We start from the raw sequence: 23,722 nt of genomic DNA, 5'->3' as shown, positions 1-23,722 counted from the left end.
CCGAGCGCGTAAGCTGACGCAAGCGTAGGCCTGTGGAGACACAGGCCAGGGTGCGGGAGCCAAGCCAACGGGAGCAATAATCAGTTTGTGGCCATCACTCCACCTCGCCTTTGGCTCGCTCCAGTTCCACCTGCGCTACCTGGTAGTCGTAGATGGCTTGGAGGCGGTTGGTTTGTGCCTGCCGTAGCGCCAGCTCGGCATCGGTGAGGTCGCCGAGTTTGGTGAGGCCCTGCCGGTAGCGGCTTTCGGTGCGGGCGTAGCTCCGTTCGGCCGCGCGGACCACCCCCGCCTGCGCCCGGATACGGTCGCGGGCTTCGTCGAGGGCATACAGGCACGAACGCACCTCGTTGGCCATAGCTGTTCGGGTGTAGCGCAGTTGCTCCTGCGCCTGCTGTTGCGCCAGCCGTGCCTGTTGGATTTTGGGTGCGGTGGCGGCGTTGACAATGGGTACGTTCAGCTGCAACCCGACGAAGCTCACCACCGGCCAGCGACTGTCGGAAAACCGGAAACTGCCCGTTTGTGACAACGTACCCACCTGCCCAAACGCATTCAGCGTAGGCCGACGACGTGCCTGCTCCAACTGCCCCTGCAACTCACTGGCCACAACCCCCAACGCCAGCTGACGGAGTTCGGGCCGCTGATTATAAGTCTCTTCGATGCTGGTTTCTTCGGCCACGACGGTCGCATCCGGGTAGGTCAGCGAGTCGGTCAGCATCAGGTCGGTGGCGGCGGGGAGACCCGTCAGCACGAGCAACTGACCCTTGAGCAGCCGCACCGACCGGTCGAGTTTGGATAGGGTAGGACGCAGGTTTTCGACCTCCACAAAAGCCCGCAGCGTGTCGGCATCGGTGACCAGCTGTGCCCGGTAGAGGTTCCGCACTTCGCGCAGGGCCTGCTCGGCACGACCAATACTTTGGGCTATCAGCACCCGTTGCTCTTTCGCCAGCAAGGTATTGAGATACAACTTTTTAACGTCGGCTAGCTGCCGGTTCGTGACGGCACGTTCCTGCTCAAGGGCCACCTGTTGCCCCACCGTCGCCTGCCGACGGGCCACCCGGAGGCTGGGCTGCACCAGCGGCATGCCCACGGTCAGGCCCGCATTGTACTGGTTTTGAAGGGCCGCCGTAACGGGGGTCATGCGGGTATTGTCGAGCGAAAAGCCACCGTCGGGCGTGATCGAGAAGGCGGGGAAGAAGAACACCGGCGCGCTGATATTGCGCTGATACTGCACCGTTCCGTTTACCGTGGGCAGCCCCAGGCGGCGGGTTTCGTCAATCAGCGCGTCGGCTTTCTGCGCACCCAGCCGGGCTACCCGCACCTCGCCGTTCTGCTGCCGAACCAGGTTGGCGGCGTGGCGCAGGGAGAGGGGAAGGGGGCTGAGGGCTGGGGGCGTGGGGCTGAGGGCGTGGGGTGAAGAGTTTGGGGTGGGGGATTGGCCGTGGAGTGGTGCAATGGTGACGATGAGCAGTGCAACCGCAACGGCCTCTGCCAGCTTCGCCACCCCTTTGCTCCGCGCCCCATGTTTCATGCCCTCAGTTCCTTGCTCCTTGCTCCCCGCCCTTCGCCCTACCCCCCGCGCTACGTAGTAATACACCACCGGCACGAAGATGAGCGTGAGGAACATAGAGCTACTAAGGCCCCCGATGAGCGCCCAGGCGAGGCCCGTTTTTTGCTCGGCACCGGGGCCGGTCGCCAGCGCAATGGGCAGCATCCCGATCACCATCGCCAGGGTGGTCATCAGGATAGGGCGCAGGCGTACGTGACCCGCGTCGAGCAGGGCGTCTACCACAGTGAGGCCCCGTTCGCGGTTTTCGTTGGTCCGTTCCACCAGCAGAATGGCGTTTTTGGCCACTAGCCCCAGCATCATGATCAGGCCCAGGATGGTGAATACGTTGAGCGAATTCATGCTCAGCGCCAGCGCAAACAGGGCACCAAACAAGGCTACGGGAATGGAGAACAGCACCACAAACGGGTAGGCCCACGAGTTGTAGAGCGCCACCATCACGAGGTACATAAACACGATGGCCGCCAGGAACATCAGCCCCAGCTTGCCGAACGAATCGTCCTGCATTTCGAGGTCGCCGCCGTAGGTAATCTGCACCGACGGATCGAGCTTCAGGTCGGCCACGGCCTTCTGTATGTCGCCGCCAATGTCGCCCGAGGGGCGGCCTACGGCCTGTGACGTAATCGTCATGGAATTGTCGCGGTCTTTACGTTCCAGAATGGCCGGGTCAACCGTTTCGCGGACGGTGGCCACCTGCCGCAGCTCAACGGGCTGTCCGTAGGCATTGGTTAGGGTGAGCTGGCCGATCTGCTCGGTCCGGTTGCGGAAGGCCTCGGCAAACCGCACCCGCATGGTCACGGTCTGGTTGTCTTGCTGCATGGTAAGGTCGTCGAAGCCCGCCAGCGCCGTGCGGATAGCCATGCCCACGGCTTCGGTGGTGAGGCCGTAGCGCGCCAGCTTCTCCTGATCGACGGTAATGGCCAGTTCCGGCTTGCGCACATTGCCCGAAAACCGCACGTCGGCGGTGCCGGGAATCTGCCGGATGGCCTCGGTGAGGCGGGTGGTCTCGCGGCGCAGCACATCCCGGTTGGTGCCGCTCACCATCAGCAGAATCGGGGCGGCCCCATCGCTGCCCAGCAGCCCCAGCGGGTAGGCCCGCACCCGCGCACCGGGCACCTGAACGGCCAGTTCTTTCACCTCCCGCGTGAGGGTGTTCAGGTCTTTGTCGCGCTCGTTGCGGGGTGAAAACGCCACCGCAAATTCCACCGCATTTTTGCTCGTAGGCAGGCTCGACCAGCCTTCGGGGTTGGCCCCCACGTTGGTAAACACGCGCCGAACGTCGGGCAGGCGGTAGAGTTTTTGTTCGAACTGTTTCGCCATTGCGTCGGTCTGCTCAAGCTTGTAGCCTTCCGGAAATTGCAGCACCACGTTGATCTCACCTTTGTCGGCGGGGGCCATAAACTCACCCCCGATGAAACCAGCGCCGGGGAGCATCAGGGCCGTCAGAAACAGCCCAAACGTGATCAGGACGGTGGTTTTCCGGTAATGCAGCGTCCGCCGGAGCAGCCGCATGTAGGCCGCCGACAGCCGGGCAAACTGCCGCTCGAAACCCAGGCCAAACCGGCCCATGAGGGTGTCGCGGGTGAGGTGTTCGACCTTGCCGAAGCGCGAGGCGATCATGGGCGTGAGCGTGAATGATACCAGCAGGCTGAAGAGCGTGGAGATGACCACCACGAGCGAAAACTCGCGCACCAGGTCGCCCACCAGCCCCGGCGAAAACGACAGCGGCACAAACACCACCACGTCGACAAGGGTAATGGCAATGGCCGCAAAGCCAATGTCGCCACGCCCGTTCAGCGCCGCCGCCTTCCGGTCGTCGTCCGACGACACGCCGTCTTTTTCCATGCGCTGATAAATGCTTTCCAGCACCACAATGGAGTCGTCGACCAGGATGCCAATTACCAGCGACAGGGCCAGCAGCGTGAGCAGGTTGAGCGAGAAGCCCAGCAGGTTCATGAAAATAAATGTCGACAGCAGCGAAGCGGGAATAGCCACCATCACGATCAGCGACGACCGCAGGCTGTGCAAAAACACGAACATCACCAGCGCCACCAGCCCAATAGCCAGCATCAGGTCGTGGTTAACGGCCGTTGCCGCCGCCAGCGTAAACTCCGACCCGTCCTGCGCCACCGTGAAATGCAGGCCTGCCGAGGCGTAGTCTTTTTCGAGTTGGGTCAACAGCTTGCGCACGGCGGCGCTCACGTCTACGTTGTTGGCTCCCGCCTGTTTTTTCACCAGAATACCCACGGCCGCGTGGCCTTCGGGTTGGGCCGTATCGGAAGCCACCATGTAGCGGCTCCGGTTTTCGAGTTCTTTGGGTGTGAGCGAAATGGTCGCTACGTCGCCCAGGAAGACTTTTTGACCCGCCGGGCTGCGGTATACCACGATCTCGCGGAGGTGATCGAGTGCATCGGTTTTGCCCACCACGCGCACCGAATAGGCCGCGTCGGCATCGCGTACGTTACCCGACGGCACGTTGAGGTTGGCGGCGCGAATGGCCCCGACCACCTGCAACGTAGAAAGGTTCAGGGCGCGGAGCCGGGCAGCGTCGAGGGCAATGCTCACCTCGGCTTCGGGCAGGCCCACAAACTGCACCTGCCCCACGCCCGCCACCTGCGACAGCCGGGGCTTGATCTGCGTTTTCAGCAACGTGCCCAATTCCAGGTCAGAGAGCTTACTGTTGGCCGCCAGCTGCACGACGGGCCGTTCGGTGAGCGAAAACCGGTCGAGTATGGGCGTTTTAGCCCCCGTCGGCAACGTACCCGTCACGGTGTTGACTTTGCGCTGCACGTCCTGCTGCGCTTTGTCAACGTCTACGTCGTGCTTAAATTCGACCATAACGACCGAGATATTTTCGAGGGACAGCGAGGTGACGCGCTTGATCCGGTCGGCCGACGAAACGGCATCTTCAATGGGCTTGGTCAGCCCCGTTTCGACCTCCGCCGGCGACGCCCCCGGATAGGGCGTGGTGACGATGATGAACGGAATCGACATGTTTGGCAGGAGTTCGTACCGCATCTGCGTGTACGAATACAGCCCCAGAATGCCCAGTACCACAAACAGGACAATCACCAGGATGGGGCGGGTGATGGAGAGGAGAGTGAGTTTCATGAGTGATGAATAATAAGTGGTGAGCGATAAGTGGTAAGTGATGAGTTTGCTGCCGCCAGCGTATTGCTCTTGCGCCGAGACGTCGGACCGCAGCAAACTCACCACTCATCGCTCATCACTGACCACTACAGTTTGTCCTTCTTTTAATCCTTCTGTGCCGCTGACGACGACTTGTTCGCCAGGCTGTAAGCCCTTGTTAACCAGTAGCGTCGTGCCGAAAGTGGGGCCGGGCTGGATGGGGCGGAGGCTGAGCTGCCTGCCCTGCACCACGTAGACGGCGGGCGTGGCACTAGTAGTGACGAGGGCCGCGCGGGGGATCGCCAGGCCACTGGCGCGGCTGGCGTTGGGCACCGAAACATTCGCCGTCATGCCCACCCGGAGCGGGGCGGTGTGTGAATTGGCTACCCGGATTTCGACCGGGAACTTGCCCGTATCGCCGCCCTTGAGCCGTACCTGCTGCACCGTGCCCGATACCGACTGACGGGGGTACATATCGAACTGCACCGTCACGTGCCGACCGGGCCGAAACTGAGCTACTTCGGCTTCGGGAACCCCCACCACCAGTTTCAGCGCCGACACGTCGGTGATGGTCATCAGCGGAGCGCCGGGGGCAATAAATAGGCCCGGCTCCACCAGTTTGGTGGTCACGATGCCACTGATGGGTGCTTTCACGACCGCGTCGCGGAGTTGCTTGCGGAGCGTGAGCAGTTGGGTTTCCAGGGTACGCACCTGCAAGCGGGCGTTTTCCACGTCGGTGGTGGGTATGTTGTTTTCGCGGAGCAGGGTCTCATAGCGGGCGAGGTCAGTTTGGGCTTTGTGGCGTTGGGCCTCGGCCTGGGCAATGGCAATGGTGGTCAGTTCGGTGTCCACCGTCAGCACGGGCTGCCCTTCGTGTACCGGCCCGTCGAGGTGGGCGGTAAGGGTGCGGATGATGCCCTGCGTGGTGGCGTTCATGGTCACTTCGCGCCAGCATTCGGTCTTGCCCACGTAGTGCGCCGCTTCTGAAAAGAATTGCCGGGTGACGGGGGCCGTAGATACGGTGGTGACCAGCGGTTTCTGCGCATCCCGTATCTGCCCTGCCTGCTTTTGTTTGTTGCTCATCAGCAGGGCGGTGGTTCCGCCCATGCAGGTCATGATGCCGATGATGGTTACTAACTTTTTCATGTGTAGTTGTCCAGATGTGGTCATCGTCGGCCCGTCAGCAATGGGCAGGTCGGCAGGTGGCCGATGAAAAAAGAGGTTGGCTTCGAAAAGCGATGTAAAGGTTGACAGGCTACGCACCGGGCACTACGGTAAGCTTTACGAAAGCGGCTAAAGCCCGGCTGAAACGAAAAAAGCCGCTCCTGAAGCGGCTTTGTGGGAAGGCGTGTGGGCCTGTTATTTTCTGTCGAATTGGCCCGCTACCAACTGGCGGTCTGCCGGGAATTGGCGCGTTTTGTGCCAGGCCAACAGGGTCTGTTCCAGCACCGTATTCAGGTTTCGTTTTGTTTTGGCCCGGTTAATGTTCAGGCGGCGAGTCAGGCGTTCTTCGTAGATCAGTTGCGACTGAGTGAAGACAGCTACGTCTACCCACAGTCAGGCAAGCGGTTTCCGCACCGGTGGGCCAGAATCAGGAGCACAGCGCTAGGCGGCAACCAGGGCCTCCTTTTCCAATAGGTTCTGAATATGCTGTTCAGCCAGTTTGAGGGCATCGTACTGGCTGAATTCACGGCTCAGCTTGCGAACATTCTGCCGGTAGTGGGTGTCGGTCAGCAGCGTTTGTATGGCCCGGCGAATCTGGGCTGGTTTGGGCGTTTCGGTCTTCAGGTTCACCCCCACCTGGCAGTAGCCAATGCGGGCGGCGATCTCATTTTTGCCCTCGTGAACGCCCGCCGCCACCACGGGCAGGTTGTGTTTTAAGGCCAGCATCACGCCGCCGTAGCCGCCGTTGGTGACGTACACGCTGGCGTAGGGCATCACGGCGTTGAAGGGGATAAAGTCTTCGATGATGAGGTTATCATGCGGAAACCGGTGGCGTAGCACCTCCGTTTGCGAACCGCCCGTGGTGGCAATCACCAGCGTGTTGGGGTCGTCGGCGAAGGCTTCCAGCGTAGGCACCAGCAGCTTTTCTACGTCGCGCTCAACCGTGCCCTGCGTCACCAGCACCACGTGACTGTAGCAAAACACCTTGTCGGCCTGCGTAAACGAGCGCCGTTTGTTGCTGCTAAACGGCAACAGGGGTCCCACAAACCGAACGTTGGGGCTTATACGTTTGCGCGGATACTCGAACCCCGGCACGCCACTCTGTAGATACAGGTCTGCCGACCGCACCAGGTAATCGAACAAAAAGCCCGACACCGGGGGCAGTCCATGCTCAACGCGAAGCTGATTGTGCAGGTCATTACAGGGTTTAAACAGTACGTCCTGCACCATAAACCGCAGAAAACGCTGATACTGTCGACCAACAAACCCAGCCCGGGGTGGCATGCCCATCCCCGACGGCCCAACCCACTCGTCGGATTCGGCCAGGGGCACCACGCCCACCGCCACCGATTTCACCGACAGCAGCTGCTGGATGAACGAGCCGCCAATGAAGGCCACGTCGTGAATGATGAGGTCGAAGGGCCAGTCGGCATGAATGGCTGTCAGATCGTCGACAAACTCTGGAGCGCGGAGCAGAAACACCTGGTTGATGTCGAAACGGAGCCGGGCGATGGTGTTTTTCAAGTCTTTACGTTCAGGAAACAAGCTGTCGAGGTTTTCTTGGTTAACGATTTTGGCCCGCACAAACGGGTAGTGGTGCAGCCCAAGGGCGGTAACCCGGTCGCCATAATCGCCGCCCACGTACCAGCGGACGTCGTGCCCAAGTTGACAGAGGTGAACGGCAAGGCCCGTAAGCGGGCTAAAATGGCCATCCATAGGCATGGTGGCCATGAGAATACGTTGGGAGTTCATCGGTATGTGTTGTTTTGTGTAGCCAAAAATGGCAGGTCGTTTACCGCCCCCCAATGGGCATTGGCCTGAACCGGCAAAAGCGGGGGATGAAACGGTAAGCAGTTTTCAGTTTAGAGTTTGCAGTCTTCTGTTGCTTCGCGTTCCGCCACCCTGGCCTGTGTCTCCACAGGCCTACGCTGGCGCCAGTCTACTCGCCCGGATGGCTTACGCAGGCGTAGGCCTGTGGAGACACAGGCCAGGGTGGCGGAACGCGAAGCAACAGAAGACTGCAAACGGAAAACAGTAAACTATTTACCGTTTCACCAGCCGCTGCACGAGCCGTTGGGTGTGTGTTTGCCACTGCACCAGGTACGTACCAGCCGGTAACGACCTCACGTCTAGTGCATACTCGTTCACACCAGCCGCCATCGATACCGCCTGACTTAGTACCGCCGTACCCGTGAGGGTCATGACCGACAACATACCCGAACCGGCTTCTGCCGCCTGCACCTGTACCCGCACGGGGCCATCGGTCGGGTTGGGGCTAAGGGTCATCCGGCTGTGGGTGTCACCTTCTGTCAGCATTGCCACGCGGGCACTGCCGTTAGGCGTTTCAAACCTGACCTGATCCAGAAAAATCGGTGCCGGACCGAACGTGGGCAGGTTCATCACGATCCGTTTGATCCTGGCTGGGTTGCCCAGTTGCCCCATCGTCAGCGTGATTTCTTGCCACACACTAGGCGTAGGCGTCAGGTTTACTGTGGTGCCCGCGCCGCTGTCGTTGTCGGTGTAGGCGGTCACGGTCAGCGTTTTGGTCGTCGCAGCGTAGAGCCAGAACTTCAGCGTCGTCTGCGGTGTGGTGGCTAGTGGCGCGTTGCGGAAAATCGACCAGCCACCCCAGCCGTCGAAGACTAGTGAGGCCGATTTCTGACCCACTTTTACGGGACTGGTGTTGCCATAATTCTCCGTCACACCCCACGACCAGTCGGCCCAGTTAGGGTTGAACGCCTCATCATAAATCAGTTCTACGGTCGAAGAGCCAGGGCAAAATGTGGTGGTGGCGCTCAGCGGGACACTCGTCACCAGCGCGTTGCCCTGGGCGTCGTTTGCCCGTACCTGGAAACTGTAGGCGGTGCCACATACCAGCCCAGACACTGCCAACGATGTACTCATTACGCTGCTATTCAGTAGGTTACCGTTCTGATACACCGCATAAGCCGCCACGGTCGAGAGACCCGATGGCGGTGTCCAGTTCAGTTGCAGCCCCGTGGTGGTCACGTTACTCACCGACACGCCAAATGACCCCTCAAACCGCACATTGTCGACGTAGATCAGGTTGGCACCCGGTGCCTGCGACTGGATCGTGAGGCGCTTGATCTTCGCCGGATTACCCAGCTGCGGCATCGTGATCACCACCTCCTGCCAGGCGTTGGGCGTGGGCTGAAACGAGACGTAAGGACTCAGGCCACCGTCGTTTTCCGAACTGGTGCATATGCCCAGCGTCTTGGCCGTGGTAGCGTAGAGCCAGAGCCTAATCGTGGTCTGTGGCGTGGTAGCAACGTGGGCGTTGCGCGTGATGGCCCAGCCTCCCCAGCCGTCGGTGTAATTGATACTCAAGGCTTTCTGCCCCACTTTCACCGGACTGCTGGCGGCGTAGTCGGACGTGACCGACCAGCCCCACTCCTGCCAGTTGGGGTTCAGCGCTTCGTTGTAAATCACCTCGTCACTGCCCGACACCGGTGGCACCGATGGGCAGGCGGCGGTGGTGGCAAAGGCCGTGTTGCTACTGACCGACACGTTACCGGCGGCATCTTTGGCCCGTATGCTGAACGTATAACCCAGGTTGCAGCTCAGGCCCGACACGCTGAATGTGGTGCCCGTAGTTGTGCCAATGACTGTGCTACCCTGCACAATATCGTAGCCTGTTACGCCCACGTTATCTGCCGAAGCCGTCCAGGTGAGCGTAAGGCCAGAGGCCGTTATGTTGCTGGCTGTCAGGCCGGTAGGAGCCGCTGGTGCCTGCGTATCGTTGGTGGTGGCACCGGCCACAAGCCGGATATCGTCGAGGTAAAACCGCTGCGCACCGCCCGACCCGTCCATGAACGACAGCCGCTGAATCTGCGACGGGCTGCCCAGCGCGCTCCACGGAATGCGCACGAGCGTCCAGGTGTTGGGCTCGGCCGTCAGGGTATACTCTACCGACGGCGGGTCGGTATCGACGCGGTTGACGGTGACGCGCACGGGCTTTTCGGTGCCGTAGAACCAGAACTGAATGCCGCCGGGGTAACTGGCCGTTTGCAGTATGTCGGCGTTTCGCAAGCTTAGTGCCCCCCAGGCCGTTGTGATAGCTACGTTAACCGATTGACTACCAAGCTTAACCGGGCTGGTATTGGCAAAGTTGCTGCTGCTGTTCCACGACCATTCCGTAAACGTGTTGCGAAGCGCGTCGCCGTAGATAATCAGGTCGTTGGCGCTGGGTGCGGGCGTAGTCACCACCACGGCATTACTCACCGCCGACCGGTTGCCCGACACGTCGGTGGCCCGCACGGTGAAGGTGTAGCTGGTGCTGGGCGAGAGCGTCGACAGGGGCAGGTTGGTCTCGGTGGTTTCGGCCACTTTGCTGCCGTTCTGGTAAACCTCATACGCGGCCAAAGCCCGGTTGTCGGTGGAGGGCGTCCAGCTCAGCTTTACCGAATAGGGCGACAGTTCCGACGCGGTCAGGTTGCCGGGCACGGTGGGTGGCTCGGTGTCGGTAGGGTCTGCGGCGGGCAGCATCAGGCGGCTGAGCAGGTTGATGTAGGCCGCCTGGTTGTAGATCGCCACTTCGGTCAGTTCCCACGAATTGTCGCCGTAGCCGCCGTTCCAGTCTTTATAGCGTTTCTGCAACGGTTCGCTTTTCAGGTACGTCTGCGACCCCTGGTAGTAGTACAGATTTTGCGGCCCCACCGGCACATAGCCCGGCACCGGCCCCTTGGGCGAGGTCAGGGCGTTGTCCCAGTCGGTGCCGTCGGCAAACCAGACGTGATACACTTCGTTGAGGGCGTTTTCGGCCCCGAAAGCATACATGTTCGAGAGCATCACCTTGCCCTGGGCGTTCACGCCGTGAAACCAGTGCAGGTACTCGCCCGCGATTTCCTTATACAGTGCCCGGTTGGCCGGGTTCACGTTGAAGGCCACAAAGTCGAGGTTGGCCGCGCCGGCGTTGGCCCGCACCTGGTTGCTGCCCCAGTGGTATTGCTCGTTGCCCAGCTGCGCCCGATAAAGGTCTGTTTTGGCCGTGTAGTCATTGACAGACAGCACGTTATCCTGTCCGCTCTTGCCCGCCCGAATTGCCGTGGCCACCGTAGGCGTGGCGGCGGGGTTGGCGGCGTAGCGCAGCAGGGCCACGTGCAGGTGCATGGCATACGGCCCCCACCAGTTGTTCGAAATCGGCTCGATCTGGGTGTATTGGGCGTCGATGAACGCCTTGTATTCCGCCTTGCCGGTGGCCTCGAACAAATAAACCGCCGCCACTATGGCCGACTGCCGCTGTACGGGTGGCTGCCGGTCGGCATCGCCTGCCTTCACCACCTGGTCGTCGCAATTGGCCTCGAAAGCCGTGAAGTTGGCAGTCGCAATGCGGGCGCGGGCAAAGGCCCGTTCGGCGCGGGCGGTCATATCCTGCGCATAGGCGGTCAGGGTTGGTACGGTACGCAGCACCGCCCCCGCCGTGGCAAACATGGCCGCCCCCGACAGCGTAGAGGCCGTGCATTCGGGTACGTAGTAGCGCGGCCGACGGTCGGCACTGGGTGGGTTGGCTTCGTTGTAATCTACCACGCCCACCTTCAGCAGCAGCCCGCCCGTGCCGGTGGCGTCCTGCATCCGGCGCATGAAGTCCAGTTCCCACATGGCCTCGTCAAGCACATCGGGGATGCCGTTGCCCGATTCGGGAATGTTCAGGTTGTCGGTAAACACCGAGGGGTTCAGCCGGTACGACTCCAGCAGCAGGCCCACCGGCTCTTCGGCAAAGGTGACGTACTTGTTCATGTCGCCCGCGTCCATCCAGCCGCCGTGCAGGTCTTTGGCCGTGGTCAGATCGCCCTGCGCATAGCGGCTGGTGGCCTGCCGGTCCTGTCCGGGACCTTCGTGCGTGGCCCCGTCGGCCCATTTCGGGTCGGTGTAGGGCGGTTGCTTCGCGCCGTTGATGCGCTGGTAATAGAAGGTGCGGAGGGCGGTTTTGAGCACGTCGGTATACACCCCGTTGCCCACCTCGAAGCGGTACGACCCCACGTTGTTGCCCAGGTCGAACACGTAATACGACCCCGGCACGTTGACTGCCGAAAAGTCGAACCACCAGCCCTTATCGCCCGACTGCACCTGCGTGGCTCCGCCGCCCCAGGTCTGGAGCGTGCCGGTAAACACCACCGCATCGTCGGCCCACCGCCGTACCTGATACTGGTTGGCACCGGTGCTGGCGTTGAAGGGCGTACCGGCGTTGGCCCCCACCTGGGGACTGACTACTACCGCTACCTTACGGGCGTTGGGCAAATACCCAAACTGATCGATCCGGATAAACCCGGTGGTGGTGGGTGGGGCTGCCCATGCGTAACACACGCTGAGCAGCCAGACCATTGTCCATATGAGTTGTTGTTTCATAAAAAATAGGATTCCCGCGCCCCAAACGGGCGATTAGTGTGTGAATAGTGCCTTTCTGGGGCCAAAAGCGGGAGTAAACCTATAGCGGCGACATATGAACGCCCGGTCAGTTCAGGCTGAACCGTCAGAAACAACGGTTGAAGTGGGGAGAGGCTAATAGAAAAGTAAGCGCTCAGCATCCTAGCCTGTGTTGCTGATTCAAAACCAGCCTGCACCCCTGCACTCTGGCCTGTGTCTCCACAGGCCTACGCTGGCGCAAGCCTACTCGCCCGGATGGCTGGCGCAGGAGTAGGCCTGTGGAGACACAGGCCAAGGTGCGGACACAGGCCAGGGTGAGGTGATGCGGTAAAAGATGACAGCATTAACGGCAGAGCAGCTAACTTGGCGGCAGTTGATTTAAATCTACCCAACAGCGATGGCCAGGCGCGAACATATTGACAGTCAATACCGTAACTCAAGAATGGAGCTCAACCAGGTGTATTTTTGGACGAACACTATTAAAGACTGGAAACGGTTGCTACAGCCCGACAAGTACAAACACGTGATACTCCAATCCTGGCAAGAGTTGGTAAGTCGGGGCGTTGTGTGCATCTATGGTTTTGTGATCATGCCCAACCACTTGCATATCGTTTGGGAAATGCTTGAGCCTAATGGAAAGGAAATACCCCACGCTAGTTTCAACAAATTTACCAGCCATACTATACTGGCCGACTTGAAGCAGCATCACCCTCAGGTGCTACCTTTTTTCAGCGTGGATGACTCGGATCGTTTACACCGAGTTTGGCAACGTGACCCGCTGGCTATTCTAATGGATGGTCAGGAAAAAGTGGAGCAGAAGATCGAATATATGCATCGGAATCCCTTGCATGAACGCTGGAACCTAGTTGACAGCCCTGAAAATTATCGGTGGTCTTCGGCTCCCTTTTATGAGACAGGCCTGGACGAATGGGGTATTCTAACCCATTACAAAGATCGATTTTAACTTCGTACATGCCCCATATACCCTGATTTGGGTCTCCCGCCCCTTGGCCTGAGCGGAGAGCGGGAATCACCTACCGATCTTTGGATACACCCTAGTTGTCAGAAGCCGTCAGGTTAAGGGCCGGTCACCCTGGCCTGTGCGGGCGGCGTTCCGCTCTCCACAGGCCTACGCTCGCGTCAGCTACTCGCCCGGATGGCTTACGCCAGCGTAGGCCTGTGGAGACACAGGCCAGGGTTCACAGGCCAAGGTTCAAGCTTGATTACCAGTGTCAATTCCTTCCAGACGCTTATTTTTCTTATTTCGAATTGGGCAGTTGGTCGATATATTTTTGAGTGCTGGGCTGCACGGTGCCGTATGAAGCAACGTCTTCGACGGCCACGCCTATAAAGGCTAGTTGACTACGCTCGGCCTGGGTTGGTTCGGGCGAAAATTCGTCTTCGTTAATCTTCTTGTTGGCCAATTGCTGCGCCAGTGCCTTCACGCCGGGGTGGTTGCTTACCACAGGGGTCGCCTCGTAGGTGTCGCCGGTGCGGGTGACGCTCCGGTCCGAGTTGATGCAGTACGCTAAGAGCCAGACACATTCGGTGGTATAGGCCGGAATCAGGATCACCACGGTCTTGACAATGAGGCCGTTCTGCGGAATATCCTGGTAGGTGGTGTTGGTTCTGGCAATCCAGATCAGCCCCGGTGGCAGCTCTATCCGCACCGGGTGGTCGTTGTCGTTGCGCAACGAGAGGCCAAACTCAACCAGCCCACCCGACCCTTTCACCTGCTTCTTTTTCAGGGCCTCCGTCCAGCAATCTTCATCGAAGCGGGGCGTTGCTACCACCGTAACCCCTGTCGGCAAGGCAAAGGGGGTGCCCAGTGGTCGGGCTTTCGAGTTGCCGAAACCTGGTGCCGAGCTTTCGGGGCGTACGCCCACGTCGGTTGAATCGGGGCCACCATCGGGGGTAAGGTCGGAGTTGTGCTGACAGGAGGGAAAGGTTAATAGGCTCAGTAAGAGCAGGGTGCATAGGAGAAGTTTCATGGTGTAGTGGATGTAGATAGTGAGAGTAATACGATGCCTTATTTCCAGGTGATGGCCCGCTTGCGGATGCAGTGGTTGTATTTGTCGAGGGTGAACAGTTCACCTTTGCTGTTGACAGCCAGGCTGTAGTTGGCGTGGCTGGTGCCGGGGCTGGTGTCGGCATAGTCGTGGGTAAGCACCCGGTCGAGGCTGTGGACGTAATCGTCGGGGGTGACCATGATCATGTACGTGCCCGTGTCGACAACCACAATCAGGCGTTTGTTGACCGGGTCATACTGGATGCGGTAGGGCTGATACACGCCGCTTTGGGTGCGCGGCTTATCGGCCGAATAGCCCGTGCTGAGGCCCAGGTAGGTCGATACGGTGCCGTCGGGGGCGATTTGGCGCACGGCGTGGTTGCCCCAGTCAGGTACGTAGAGGTTCCCGGCGTCGTCGAGGGTCAGGTCTTCTACGGTGCAAAACCGGGCATCGGCACCTTTGCCGTCTACCAGTTTGCAGGTTGTGGTGTTTTCGGGTTTGCCCGCCAGCGTCGAGACCATACCCGTGCTGAGGTTCACCTTCCGAATGCAGTGGTTCAAGCCATCACCGATGTAAATCATCCCGGCTTTGTCCATAGCTATGCTCCAGGGGTTGCTGAATTTGGCCTGCGCCAGCGGCCCGTCGCGGTAGCCGAAACTGTAGCCACCACTCGCATCGGGGCCACCACTCAGACGGGTGACTTCGCCACTGCTGCTGATGCGGAAAATGCCGTTGTAGACCCCAGGTGCATCGCCGCATTCGATGGCGTAGAGCGTGACGCCGTCGCGGGGGTCCACGCAGATGTCGGTGACAGAGGCCAGCCCTTTGACGAAGGTGGTGACGTTGCCCGCCGGGTCTATTCGGCGAATCACACTGCCGCCATAATAACTGATGCGCTGGTCGATGACGTAGAGGTTGTCGTTTTTGTCGATGGTCATCTGGGCGGGGTAATTAAACCGCGCCGACGTGCCCTTGCCATCCAAAAAGCCTTTTTGGGTATCGCCCCCGGCCACAGTAGTGATGGTCACGTAGGGTTTCTTCCCTGCCGTGCTGCCCCCGCCGGGGGTATCGCCAGGCGTGATGGCGTCGGTTTGGGGGGTGGTGCAGGCCAGGGCCAGCGAGAAGGAGGCCAACAGGCCCAGGCGACGCAGGAAGTGGTTCATGATATTCGGGGAGTTGTTTACTGGTCGCCCTATCGGGGCTACCGGGTCAAAGTTGCCCCCGCTCCTGCCCACCCCCAGCAGCCAACTCCCTGAAACAACAAAAGCCGCCTGTGAAGCAGCGTTTTCAGTTTTCAGTTTGGAGTTTTCAGTTTGGAGTTTGGAGTTTTCAGTTTAGAGTTTTCAGTTTAGAGTTGCTTCGCGCTCTGGTGGGCTGACGCATGGCCCTTCGACAAGCTCAGGGTGACAATGACTTTGAATCAATCCGCCACCCTGGCCTGTGTCTCCACAGGCCTACGCTGGCGCCAGCCTACTCGCCCGGATGGCTTACGCAGGCGTAGGCCTGTGGAGACACAGGCCAGGGTGGCGCGGAAAACTCTAAACTGAAAACTCCAAACTCTAAACTGAAAACTGAAAACGCTGCTTCACCGCCCCATTAGGTCACTTCATGGCGTGCTTTTGGCAACCCAGTCGGGAAGGGCACTGCGTTGGGATTGAGGCCTGCCAATTTTGTGGTGTTCAACGCGAACAGTCACAACACATCAACCTTCCTCTTTACCATGAACAAGTCTATCGTACTCCTTGCCCTGGCCCTCGCGCCACTTATCCTGCTGGCCCAAACCAAACCAGCAACCCACAAATCGACCCACGCACCCACGCGACAATCGGCCAGCCGACCAGCCGCACGCCCCGCCGCCGCCCGGTCGGCGGTGATGATGACTACGGCGGCTCCGGCCAGCACCACGGCGACGGCCCCAACAGTGGCCTCATCCAGCGCAACGGCCACGCCAGTGGCTACCGTGACCAAGCCCGACGTGGCCACAGTAGCGGCAGCGGCCCCAGTTACGGCGTCGGCTAAAAATGGGAAGGCGGCGCGTACGGCAAAGCCAGTCCGGGTGTCTGAAAAAGCCACACCCGCCAGCAGCCAGCCAAGCGGTTTCCGCGTCGGCTTTCGGGCGGGGGGTAGCGGCAATCTGGTGTCGGGTATGTCGACCGCCGCTTTAGCCGGTGCCACCATCGATCCCGTTACGGGTTTTCATGCCGGGTTGGTCCTGAGCTTTGGTCGGCGGGCCTTCACTATACAACCCGAAATTCTGTATTCGCAATACGGCTTCAAACTGACGTCGGGTGCCGACTATGCGCAGGTCAAGTATAACGTGGTAGAGGTGCCGCTGCTACTCAAATACACCTTCGGCCAGTCGGGGATGCGCTTTTTCGTGAACGCAGGACCAACGGCAACCTACCTGCTGAACGGTACACTTTCGGTGAAAGAGGGCGGCGAAACGAGTCAGGGTGCCATAGAAATTGGTCCGAACGATGGCCGGGTCAATTACGGCGGTTCGCTGGGACTGGGCGTGGCCCTGAAAGCCGGGTCGGGCAGTTTCCAGATCGAAGCGCGGGGTACCTACCTCAAAACGAGCGACAGCGACGCGAGCCTGCAAAACGCCAAGCTATCGGTAGCGTACCTTCTTCCGCTGGGTGGTCACTAATAGACTAGCTATCAGTACGTTGTAGCAGTACGACGCTGCCAGAAAGGGGCCGTGAGCCAGCGTTTTTCCTGGCTATAATAGGTCGCTTTGGTACTCAGGTATTGGTCGAATATCGTGTCGATGGACTGCTGATAGGTGTTGATCGCTGCCCCGTCGCCTTCGTCAAGCTGACAAAGGGCACGGGCAGCGTGACACCCTGAACTGACCGCAAAGCCAATTCCCAGCGACGAAACGGGGTCGAACGAGGCGGCGGCGTCACCCACGGCCATGAAATGAGGCCGGGCTGTTGTGTCGATACGTTTAGAGAACGCCCCCCGTACCCACGGACTGCCGAAGGCCGTTGAATTGGCTACGCGCTGTTTCACATGCACCGTTCTGGCCAGCAGGGCATTCCAGTTTGCAGGCTTTTGCAGCTGTCGTTCTTTCACCATATCGGCGTCGCTAAACAGGGTGGTCACCACCTGCCGATTGGGCAGGGTGGCGCAGTACCACCAGCCTTCTTCCACGGTTTCCAGCATCACTTCCTGCCGCACGCTGCCCCCCTCGCCTACCTGCAAAAAGGCCCCTACGGCCACCAGCTGGTCCTTTACCGCCGCACCAATGCCCAGTTGCCGGGCTATGCTGCTCTGGCGACCGGTGGCGTCGACCACATAGCGGGCCTGTACCGACAATTCGCCTCGGGTCTGGTGCTTCACCTGCACCGTCCAGTGCCCATCTGCCGACTGCTGGAAGTGCATACAACGCGCTCTGGGCATGACCACGGCCCCTTTTTCGGCGGCTTTGCCCAGCAGCAGCAAGTCAAATTTTTCACGGTCCAGCTGGTAGGCCGCCTCGCGCGAGCTGGTAATGGAACTGCGCGAACTGATATGGCTACTCCCCCAGGCCGACAGCGTGTTGTAGCCCTGGATAAAGCTGTCTTCTTCCAGCTGTTCCCGTGTGATCTGGAGATATGCCAGCAGATCGAACAGGCTGGGATCTACCTGCTCGCCCACGCGCACGGCGCTCAGGTCGCTGCTTTCCACAATCAGCACTCGCAACCCCGAATAGGTCAGCAAGCCCAGTGCGGTGGCGGCCCCGGCAGGGCCGCCACCCACAATGAGTACGTCGGTTTGTAAAGAACTGGCCATACTTATTGCCGTATCCGGGTGCCCGAACGGGGTTCTTCCAGTCCCTCCGCCGCAATCTCGATGGCTTTGAATACGTGCGTCTCGAAATGCTCCATCAGCATTTTCGATTTCACACTCCGGGTTTTCACCTCGCTTTTGCTCTGGGTGATAAAGAACACCGGAATAGTGGTTTCGCTGTCCTGCTGGTTGTTACTGATCTGACTTACAGGCACTTCCTCTACCGTAAACAGCTCGTTGTTACGTTCGGTCTCTACCATAAACGGAAAGCCCTGACTGCTGGCGTTCTGGTCGCGGATGAAGCCCAGCGCATACCAGTACTGCACCATCTGGGTAAAGCTGTTGATGCCGCGGGCGTAGTTGAGCTGCTGCCCCGCCGGTACGCCCGTGGCCTGTTGCCCCTCGGCCGTAAACTCGCCCACGAGCACGTCCCAGGGGCTTTGCGGTGGCCACCAGTAGGTGTAATAGGTGGGTGGCAGCGGGGCCGACGTGCCATCGGGGTTTTTCACCTTGTTGACGGCCGGGTTGGTGAAGTTGACGTATTGAATGGTACACTGGAAAAAGTCGGCCTGCCAGGGACACGCCATCCGTTTGGTGAGGTCGCCGGGTTCACAGCCGCCGCCTTCGCACTCATCGCGTGAGGGGGTCAGGCCATGCTGCTGGTAAGAGGCCTCGTTGCCGTGCTGCCTTATGCGGTACGGTGAAGCATATACGGCGGGGTTTTGCATGTTCCAGGTCACCTCAATACCAGGGCACATGGGCAGCCCAACGCAGTTGCCCACGCTGGCAGCGTCGAGCGGATGTACGGGGTACGGCTTGTAGGCTGGATCGCTCACAAAATGGCCATCGGCCCACTGCTGCAACAGAAACAATTGCGTTTCGTCGAGCGATAAAAATTTCATGATATTGATATTACTCACCGAGTTACTACCCGAATTTAATGGCATCATAGGAAATATACTTGTGCCATTCGTTTTAAACAATTGTTCCTGCGGTAAATTGGGCGGCACGGGCGGCTGCGCGTCATTCTGCCTGAAATAATTCAGGTAATTTTGTCGATTTTGTTTATTAGCAGGAGACGGGTCTGTGAAATCGAAAATATTACTGGCAAAAGCGGCCATTGGCTGCACGTTAGCCACCCATTGATAGCGGCCTATCCGGTTAATAATGGGCAGAATATCGCGCTGAAAATTGGCCATATACTGCTTGTTCCAGGCACCCTTGGCATACATCTCAGGCACGAGGTTGAAATACCGAACCCCCACGTCGAACATGGTGTCGCTCAGGTTGGAAATATTGACAATCTCCGGCGCAAAATCGGGCGATCCCACCACTACCCAGGCCGAGAGTGTAACCGGCGGTTCACCCGTTTTGAAGGTGATGGTGCAATAGACCGGCCCGTCGGAAATATCGTCGTGCCAGGTGCTGGAACCCCCGTAGCTGGTCAGGGCAAGGTCTCCCCCGGCATTTCCGTACCCACCCAGCACCACCAGTCTACCCGCTTTGTCGGTAAGGAGATCGCCCAGGGTAGTTACCGCCACACCATATTTCACGGTAGCGGGTGGGTATTGCACCGGGTAATTGGCAGGGGCTTTGTCGGCCGAGAAACCAATTTTTTTCTGCCGACCAGCCACCGTCCGCGGACCTGGATCAACGAGTAAGGATTGCCGTTTGGCCTCAGGAATTTTAGGATTTCGGAATGCTATTTTCTGGTTCTTATAACTGTTGTCCTGTCCATATAACAGATTGCCCTGTAACTCACTATAATTATACCAGGCTGCTTTCTTACTGGCCAGATGAACCGTCCAGGAAATTGACGCCACATTAGGCGAATCGAGCGTTACTTCTTTTCCATCAGCCTGGAAAATTTTAAACGGCTGTCCCTGTCGTTTTACCAGGCCAATACTGTCTTTAAACGTTGAAATAGGGCCTAGCGAATTTCCGCTACTATCGGCATCGAAAGGGAGACCCCCAATCGATTCGGGCGACAAACAAATGTCGGTTTTACTGTTTCCCAGGCGTGCCACGCCTACGGAAGGATGTAGTGACAGATTCATGCGTAGTCAGGTTAAAGGTGGTTTAATTGACTGCGCTCAAGTCGGCTTTAATTCGTCGAGGCTACTACGTGTCCGATTCAACGCGTTGAAAGGTCACGGTTTTTTACTCTTGGAAAAACAATCGCCTGTTTTCTTTACCAGACGGTACCTAGTAGTATGCTATACGTATAAAAACATACTACTTATTTAGTCGCGATAGTTACTTAAGAAATAATCTAGAACAGCTTTATTGCCTAATTGTAGTGCGTGACACAGGCAGTCTCGTCACAACAGACTATAGCCCACCAGCAGGCATCACAATCCTTGCCGGGGCATTATTCAGTAATACCAGCACCCCCATCTGGCCATTAGCAAGCCGGATAGCCTTCAGGTCGCGGACTTCGCCGGGGATATTCAGCCGCTTCAGCACAGCCAGGTCAGCGGTCTTTCCGATCTGAAAAAGGGTGGGTATGAGGGCATCGTAGGCTCCTTCGTAAGGTTGTACGCTCCGAAAACCGCTGCCCACCAGCAACCGTCCACCGGGCAGCGCCAACCCACACAGCAACGGCCCGGTCTGGGCCTCGGCAGGCAAGGGTTGCAGGGTAAACCGGCCGTTGTCGAGGTGCAGCAACGCCGACGACAGCGTTTGTGCTTCCAGGGTTCGGGCGTTGGCCAGCGCGGGGCCAAACAGCACCTCCAGCGACAGGGCCGCGTCGCGATAGCCGAGGTGTTTCTTTTTCAGGTACGGCAACCGCTGCTCTAGTTTGTCTTTGCCCAGAAAGGAATAGTACGTTCCGTTATGGGCCACCGCCAGCAGCCCGTCGGTCTCGCCGTTTTGATCGGGGTCGGCCAGGTAGTAGCGCAGGGGCTGGGTTTCCGAGGCGCGGAGCTTGCTGTTGAGTCCCCAGTTGCCCGCTACAAAATCGCCATCAGGCAGGGGCGTGAGGCAAGTCCAAAGGCCCGTGGGTAACGTAGAAGGCACTTTTTCAAGTCGACCACGGGTATTGTGCCACAGCGTTGGAGCCATCCACTCCCCCACCACCAGCAGGTCGGGCCAGCCATCGTGGTCGGGGTCGCAGAAGCGGGCATCGGTTACCAGACCCATCACCAGGGCTTCGGGCGTGAAGCGCGGCCTACCCGGCGTACCCGTGTTTCGGAGCAGCACTGAGGTAGGCGTGGCCCCGTAGAGCCGGGCATTGGTGCGGCCACCCACAAACAAATCCAGGTCGCCGTCGCGGTCAACATCGGCGGCCCGGACGCAGCTTTTTGTTTCGGGCAAATCGGGCAGGTCCGGGGCCTGGGCAAACGTGCCAGTGCCGTTGTTGAGGTAGAGCCGGTCATTGAGGCGGGGGTCGTTTCCGTAGGCTTCGTTGCCCCCACTGGCCACATACAAATCCAGGTCACGGTCGTTGTCGACGTCGAAGAAAAGGGCATCTACGGCCTCGGCAGTGGCATTTTGAGCAAAAAGAGCTTGGTTAGTTGACACAAACCCGCCCGTTTTGGTCTGCACCAGCAAGGCACTTGGCTGCCGGGCTGCGCCACCCAGAAACACGTCGTCAAGCCCATCGCCGTTGACGTCACCCGCGGCGGCTTTGGGTCCCTGCGTGGAGAGTTTGTGCGGAATAAACGGGTTGGCAGCGAAGTCGTTGTAGGCGTTTTCGTGGTGTGTCCAGGGGAGGATTATGGTGGTGTTGGAAGTAGGCTGACGCTTGGCCCGGACGCGGGACCGCCCACTACAGCGCGAAGCTATCTGAGAAACAGCCTGATTACTCAATTCCCTACCCGCCGACCACACAACCCGCAACCGGCCCGCCTTTACGCCACGTAGCACCTGCCGGCGCCCATCCGGCCAGCTAACCCACAGACTATCAACTACTTTACTCATACCTAAACCCATATGCAGCGAACCGGCGGTGGCCGAAAGGAATCCCCGCGTGAATACCTGCGCCACCTGCTGATGCACTCCACCTGCCCAGACGTCTACCCGCGTACCCACGCCAAACGGGTTGCCGGACGGACCAGTAAGCGAAACGGTTAACGCAGTTTGGGTTGGCATCCGGTTTTCCAGCACCACGGCAGGCTCGTTCACGCGGTTCACCACCAGGTCCAGATCGCCGTCATTGTCGAGGTCGGCGTAAGTGGCCCCGTTGCTGAGCGTAGGGCGCTGAAACACCTTACCCGATGCCGTGGCCTGACTCACGAAACCGGTGGGCGTATTCAGAAACAGGCAGTCGGGCACCTTGCCGTCGGGCATCTCCTGAATGAGCGCCAGACCCTCCTTACCCCGCCCCGACTGATGGGCGAACCGGCTGAAATCCAGGTCGTTGGTTCGTCGTTGAATGCCGTTGCTGATGAAGAGGTCTTTCCGCCCGTCGTTGTCGAAATCGGCCAGCAGAGGCGACCAACTCCAGTCGGTGGCGGCCACGCCGAGTTGCAGGGCGCGGTCGCTGAAGGGTAGCGGTTGGCCGGTTTGGTCATTGCCTAAGTTGGTTTGCAGCGTATTGCGCGACACCTGATCGTGAAACCCAAAGCCCTGTTTGAAATCATAGACGTCGGCCTCATCGTCGCCCGCCGAGGCTTTCAACACGCGCGGATCGTCAGGCAGCATATCGGCCACAATCAGGTCGGCACGGCCATCGTTGGTGTAATCGGCCAGGTCAACGCCCATGGAAAAACGGCTGTGATGGGCCAGCAGCGTCTGCCCTACCTCCCGAAAACGCGTTCCCCCACCCCGCGCCAAGTCGCCCCGGTTCAGGTACACATAATCGTGTTCGCGGAAATCGTTGCCCACGTAGATGTCGTCCCAGCCATCACCGTTCAGATCACCCACGGCCACGCCCAGCCCAAACGCCATGCCCGACCGGAATATCCCCGCCCCATCCGATACATCGACAAACCGTTTTTCCGGCCCGGAAACGCGGTTTTCGTACAGCCGATCACCCGATTCGGCATCAACCGTCAGCCGGTCTCGGGCGTCGCGGTAGTCGTCGCGGAGGTTGGCGGCGTGGTTGAGCAGGAAACAGTCGAGGTCGTTGTCGTGGTCATAATCGAAGAAGACGGCCTGGGTACTGTGCCCCCGAAACGCCAGCCCATACTGCGCCGCCGCTTCCCGAAACTGCCCGTTCCGTTGATTCAGCCACAGCTCGTTTTGCGACGACAGCCGCCCCGGCAGGTCCACGCCACAAACGTAGATATCCAGCCAGCCGTCGGCGTTCACGTCAGTCAGGGTCACGCCGGTATTCCAGTCTGAGTGGCCTGCTACACCCGCCTCGTCCGTCACGTCATCGAACCGTAGCTGCCCTTTGTTGAGCAAGAGTCGGTTGCCCCCGCGCCCATCGCGGCCCGCCCTATTAGCCGTAAAAAACAGGTCGATCAGCCCGTCGTTGTTCAGGTCGCCCGCCGCCACGCCGCCCCCGTTATAGAAGTAGGGGTAGGTGAGAATATTCAGCGAATCGGTGTCGTGAACGGTGTTTTGAAAGGGCAACGTGTGCTCCCGGAAATGGGGCGGCTGAGGCGATTGGCAGGTGGTGAATAAAAGAATGCAAACCGTAACCTGCATGACCAACGCCGGTACGCCCTGTTTGCTCCGCGCTACACGCTGCTTATTGAACCATAGCAAACTGATCTGCGTAGCCATCTCACAAATTTCATTTGGCTTGATT

Annotated in this window: 12 protein-coding genes; 3 read left to right on the top strand and 9 right to left on the bottom strand. The window is 59.3% G+C overall.

Features of this window, described 5'->3' with window-relative positions:
• Positions 1-94: 94 nt before the first annotated feature.
• Positions 95-4,675 carry an efflux RND transporter permease subunit gene (locus J2I48_RS04555; RefSeq protein ID WP_207334219.1) on the bottom strand — a complete coding sequence of 1,527 codons (4,581 nt, stop codon included), beginning with the start codon at positions 4,673-4,675 and terminating at the stop codon, positions 95-97.
• Between the two features lie 105 nt (positions 4,676-4,780).
• Positions 4,781-5,839: an efflux RND transporter periplasmic adaptor subunit gene (locus tag J2I48_RS04550; protein ID WP_207334218.1), complete on the bottom strand. Its 1,059-nt coding sequence runs from the start codon at positions 5,837-5,839 to the stop codon at positions 4,781-4,783.
• 228 nt (positions 5,840-6,067) lie between these two features.
• On the opposite strand from J2I48_RS04550, the gene J2I48_RS04545 reads away from it, so the two are divergent.
• Positions 6,068-6,331: a hypothetical protein gene (locus J2I48_RS04545; RefSeq protein WP_207334217.1), complete on the top strand. Its 264-nt coding sequence runs from the start codon at positions 6,068-6,070 to the stop codon at positions 6,329-6,331.
• On the opposite strand, the gene J2I48_RS04540 is transcribed toward J2I48_RS04545, so the two are convergent.
• Together J2I48_RS04540 and J2I48_RS04535 are read right to left on the bottom strand one after the other, a co-directional pair.
• Positions 6,299-7,609 carry a glycosyltransferase gene (locus J2I48_RS04540; protein WP_207334216.1) on the bottom strand — a complete coding sequence of 437 codons (1,311 nt, stop codon included), beginning with the start codon at positions 7,607-7,609 and terminating at the stop codon, positions 6,299-6,301. The genes J2I48_RS04545 and J2I48_RS04540 overlap by 33 nt on opposite strands.
• A gap of 291 nt (positions 7,610-7,900) precedes the next feature.
• Positions 7,901-12,223: a glycoside hydrolase family 9 protein gene (locus tag J2I48_RS04535; protein ID WP_207334215.1), complete on the bottom strand. Its 4,323-nt coding sequence runs from the start codon at positions 12,221-12,223 to the stop codon at positions 7,901-7,903.
• 460 nt (positions 12,224-12,683) lie between these two features.
• On the opposite strand from J2I48_RS04535, the gene J2I48_RS04530 reads away from it, so the two are divergent.
• Complete coding sequence (locus J2I48_RS04530) at positions 12,684-13,205, top strand: transposase (protein WP_207334214.1); 522 nt, start codon at positions 12,684-12,686, stop codon at positions 13,203-13,205.
• Positions 13,206-13,500: 295 nt separating this feature from the next.
• Here the strand turns inward: J2I48_RS04530 and J2I48_RS04525 are convergent, their stop codons facing one another.
• Together J2I48_RS04525 and J2I48_RS04520 are read right to left on the bottom strand one after the other, a co-directional pair.
• The gene (locus J2I48_RS04525; protein ID WP_207334213.1) at positions 13,501-14,232 is read right to left on the bottom strand and encodes a hypothetical protein; all 732 of its coding nucleotides are present in this window, start codon (positions 14,230-14,232) and stop codon (positions 13,501-13,503) included.
• Between the two features lie 38 nt (positions 14,233-14,270).
• The gene (locus tag J2I48_RS04520) at positions 14,271-15,413 is read right to left on the bottom strand and encodes an NHL repeat-containing protein (protein ID WP_207334212.1); all 1,143 of its coding nucleotides are present in this window, start codon (positions 15,411-15,413) and stop codon (positions 14,271-14,273) included.
• Between the two features lie 557 nt (positions 15,414-15,970).
• Here J2I48_RS04520 and J2I48_RS04515 point away from each other — a divergent pair.
• Positions 15,971-16,900 carry a porin family protein gene (locus J2I48_RS04515; RefSeq protein WP_207334211.1) on the top strand — a complete coding sequence of 310 codons (930 nt, stop codon included), beginning with the start codon at positions 15,971-15,973 and terminating at the stop codon, positions 16,898-16,900.
• Between the two features lie 11 nt (positions 16,901-16,911).
• Here J2I48_RS04515 and lodB read toward each other — a convergent pair whose 3' ends face one another.
• From lodB to J2I48_RS04500, 3 genes are all read right to left on the bottom strand, one after another.
• Entirely contained in the window at positions 16,912-18,027 is a 1,116-nt protein-coding gene (gene lodB, locus J2I48_RS04510) for a lysine-epsilon-oxidase maturase LodB (RefSeq protein WP_207334210.1), read from the bottom strand.
• 2 nt (positions 18,028-18,029) lie between these two features.
• Positions 18,030-20,081 (bottom strand): CTQ-dependent lysine 6-oxidase LodA, encoded by a 2,052-nt coding sequence (gene lodA, locus J2I48_RS04505; protein WP_207334209.1) that lies wholly within the window; start codon positions 20,079-20,081, stop codon positions 18,030-18,032.
• Between the two features lie 274 nt (positions 20,082-20,355).
• Positions 20,356-23,697, bottom strand: a complete 3,342-nt coding sequence (locus J2I48_RS04500) for a VCBS repeat-containing protein (protein WP_207334208.1) — start codon at positions 23,695-23,697, stop codon at positions 20,356-20,358.
• Between the last annotated feature and the right edge of the window lie 25 nt (positions 23,698-23,722).

Source organism: Fibrella aquatilis (genome assembly GCF_017353255.1).
GTDB lineage: Bacteria > Bacteroidota > Bacteroidia > Cytophagales > Spirosomataceae > Fibrella > Fibrella aquatilis.
This window is presented reverse-complemented; position numbering and strand designations above follow the sequence as displayed.

Excerpts from the sequence above, each read along its gene's own strand:
- J2I48_RS04555 (WP_207334219.1), bottom strand. The coding sequence starts at position 4,675 with ATGAAACTCACTCTCCTCTCCATCACCCGCCCCATCCTGGTGATTGTC.
- J2I48_RS04550 (WP_207334218.1), bottom strand. The coding sequence starts at position 5,839 with ATGAAAAAGTTAGTAACCATCATCGGCATCATGACCTGCATGGGCGGA.
- J2I48_RS04540 (WP_207334216.1), bottom strand. The coding sequence starts at position 7,609 with ATGAACTCCCAACGTATTCTCATGGCCACCATGCCTATGGATGGCCAT.
- J2I48_RS04535 (WP_207334215.1), bottom strand. The coding sequence starts at position 12,223 with ATGAAACAACAACTCATATGGACAATGGTCTGGCTGCTCAGCGTGTGT.
- J2I48_RS04530 (WP_207334214.1), top strand. The coding sequence starts at position 12,684 with ATGGAGCTCAACCAGGTGTATTTTTGGACGAACACTATTAAAGACTGG.
- J2I48_RS04525 (WP_207334213.1), bottom strand. The coding sequence starts at position 14,232 with ATGAAACTTCTCCTATGCACCCTGCTCTTACTGAGCCTATTAACCTTT.
- J2I48_RS04520 (WP_207334212.1), bottom strand. The coding sequence starts at position 15,413 with ATGAACCACTTCCTGCGTCGCCTGGGCCTGTTGGCCTCCTTCTCGCTG.
- J2I48_RS04515 (WP_207334211.1), top strand. The coding sequence starts at position 15,971 with ATGAACAAGTCTATCGTACTCCTTGCCCTGGCCCTCGCGCCACTTATC.
- lodB (WP_207334210.1), bottom strand. The coding sequence starts at position 18,027 with ATGGCCAGTTCTTTACAAACCGACGTACTCATTGTGGGTGGCGGCCCT.
- lodA (WP_207334209.1), bottom strand. The coding sequence starts at position 20,081 with ATGAATCTGTCACTACATCCTTCCGTAGGCGTGGCACGCCTGGGAAAC.
- J2I48_RS04500 (WP_207334208.1), bottom strand. The coding sequence starts at position 23,697 with ATGGCTACGCAGATCAGTTTGCTATGGTTCAATAAGCAGCGTGTAGCG.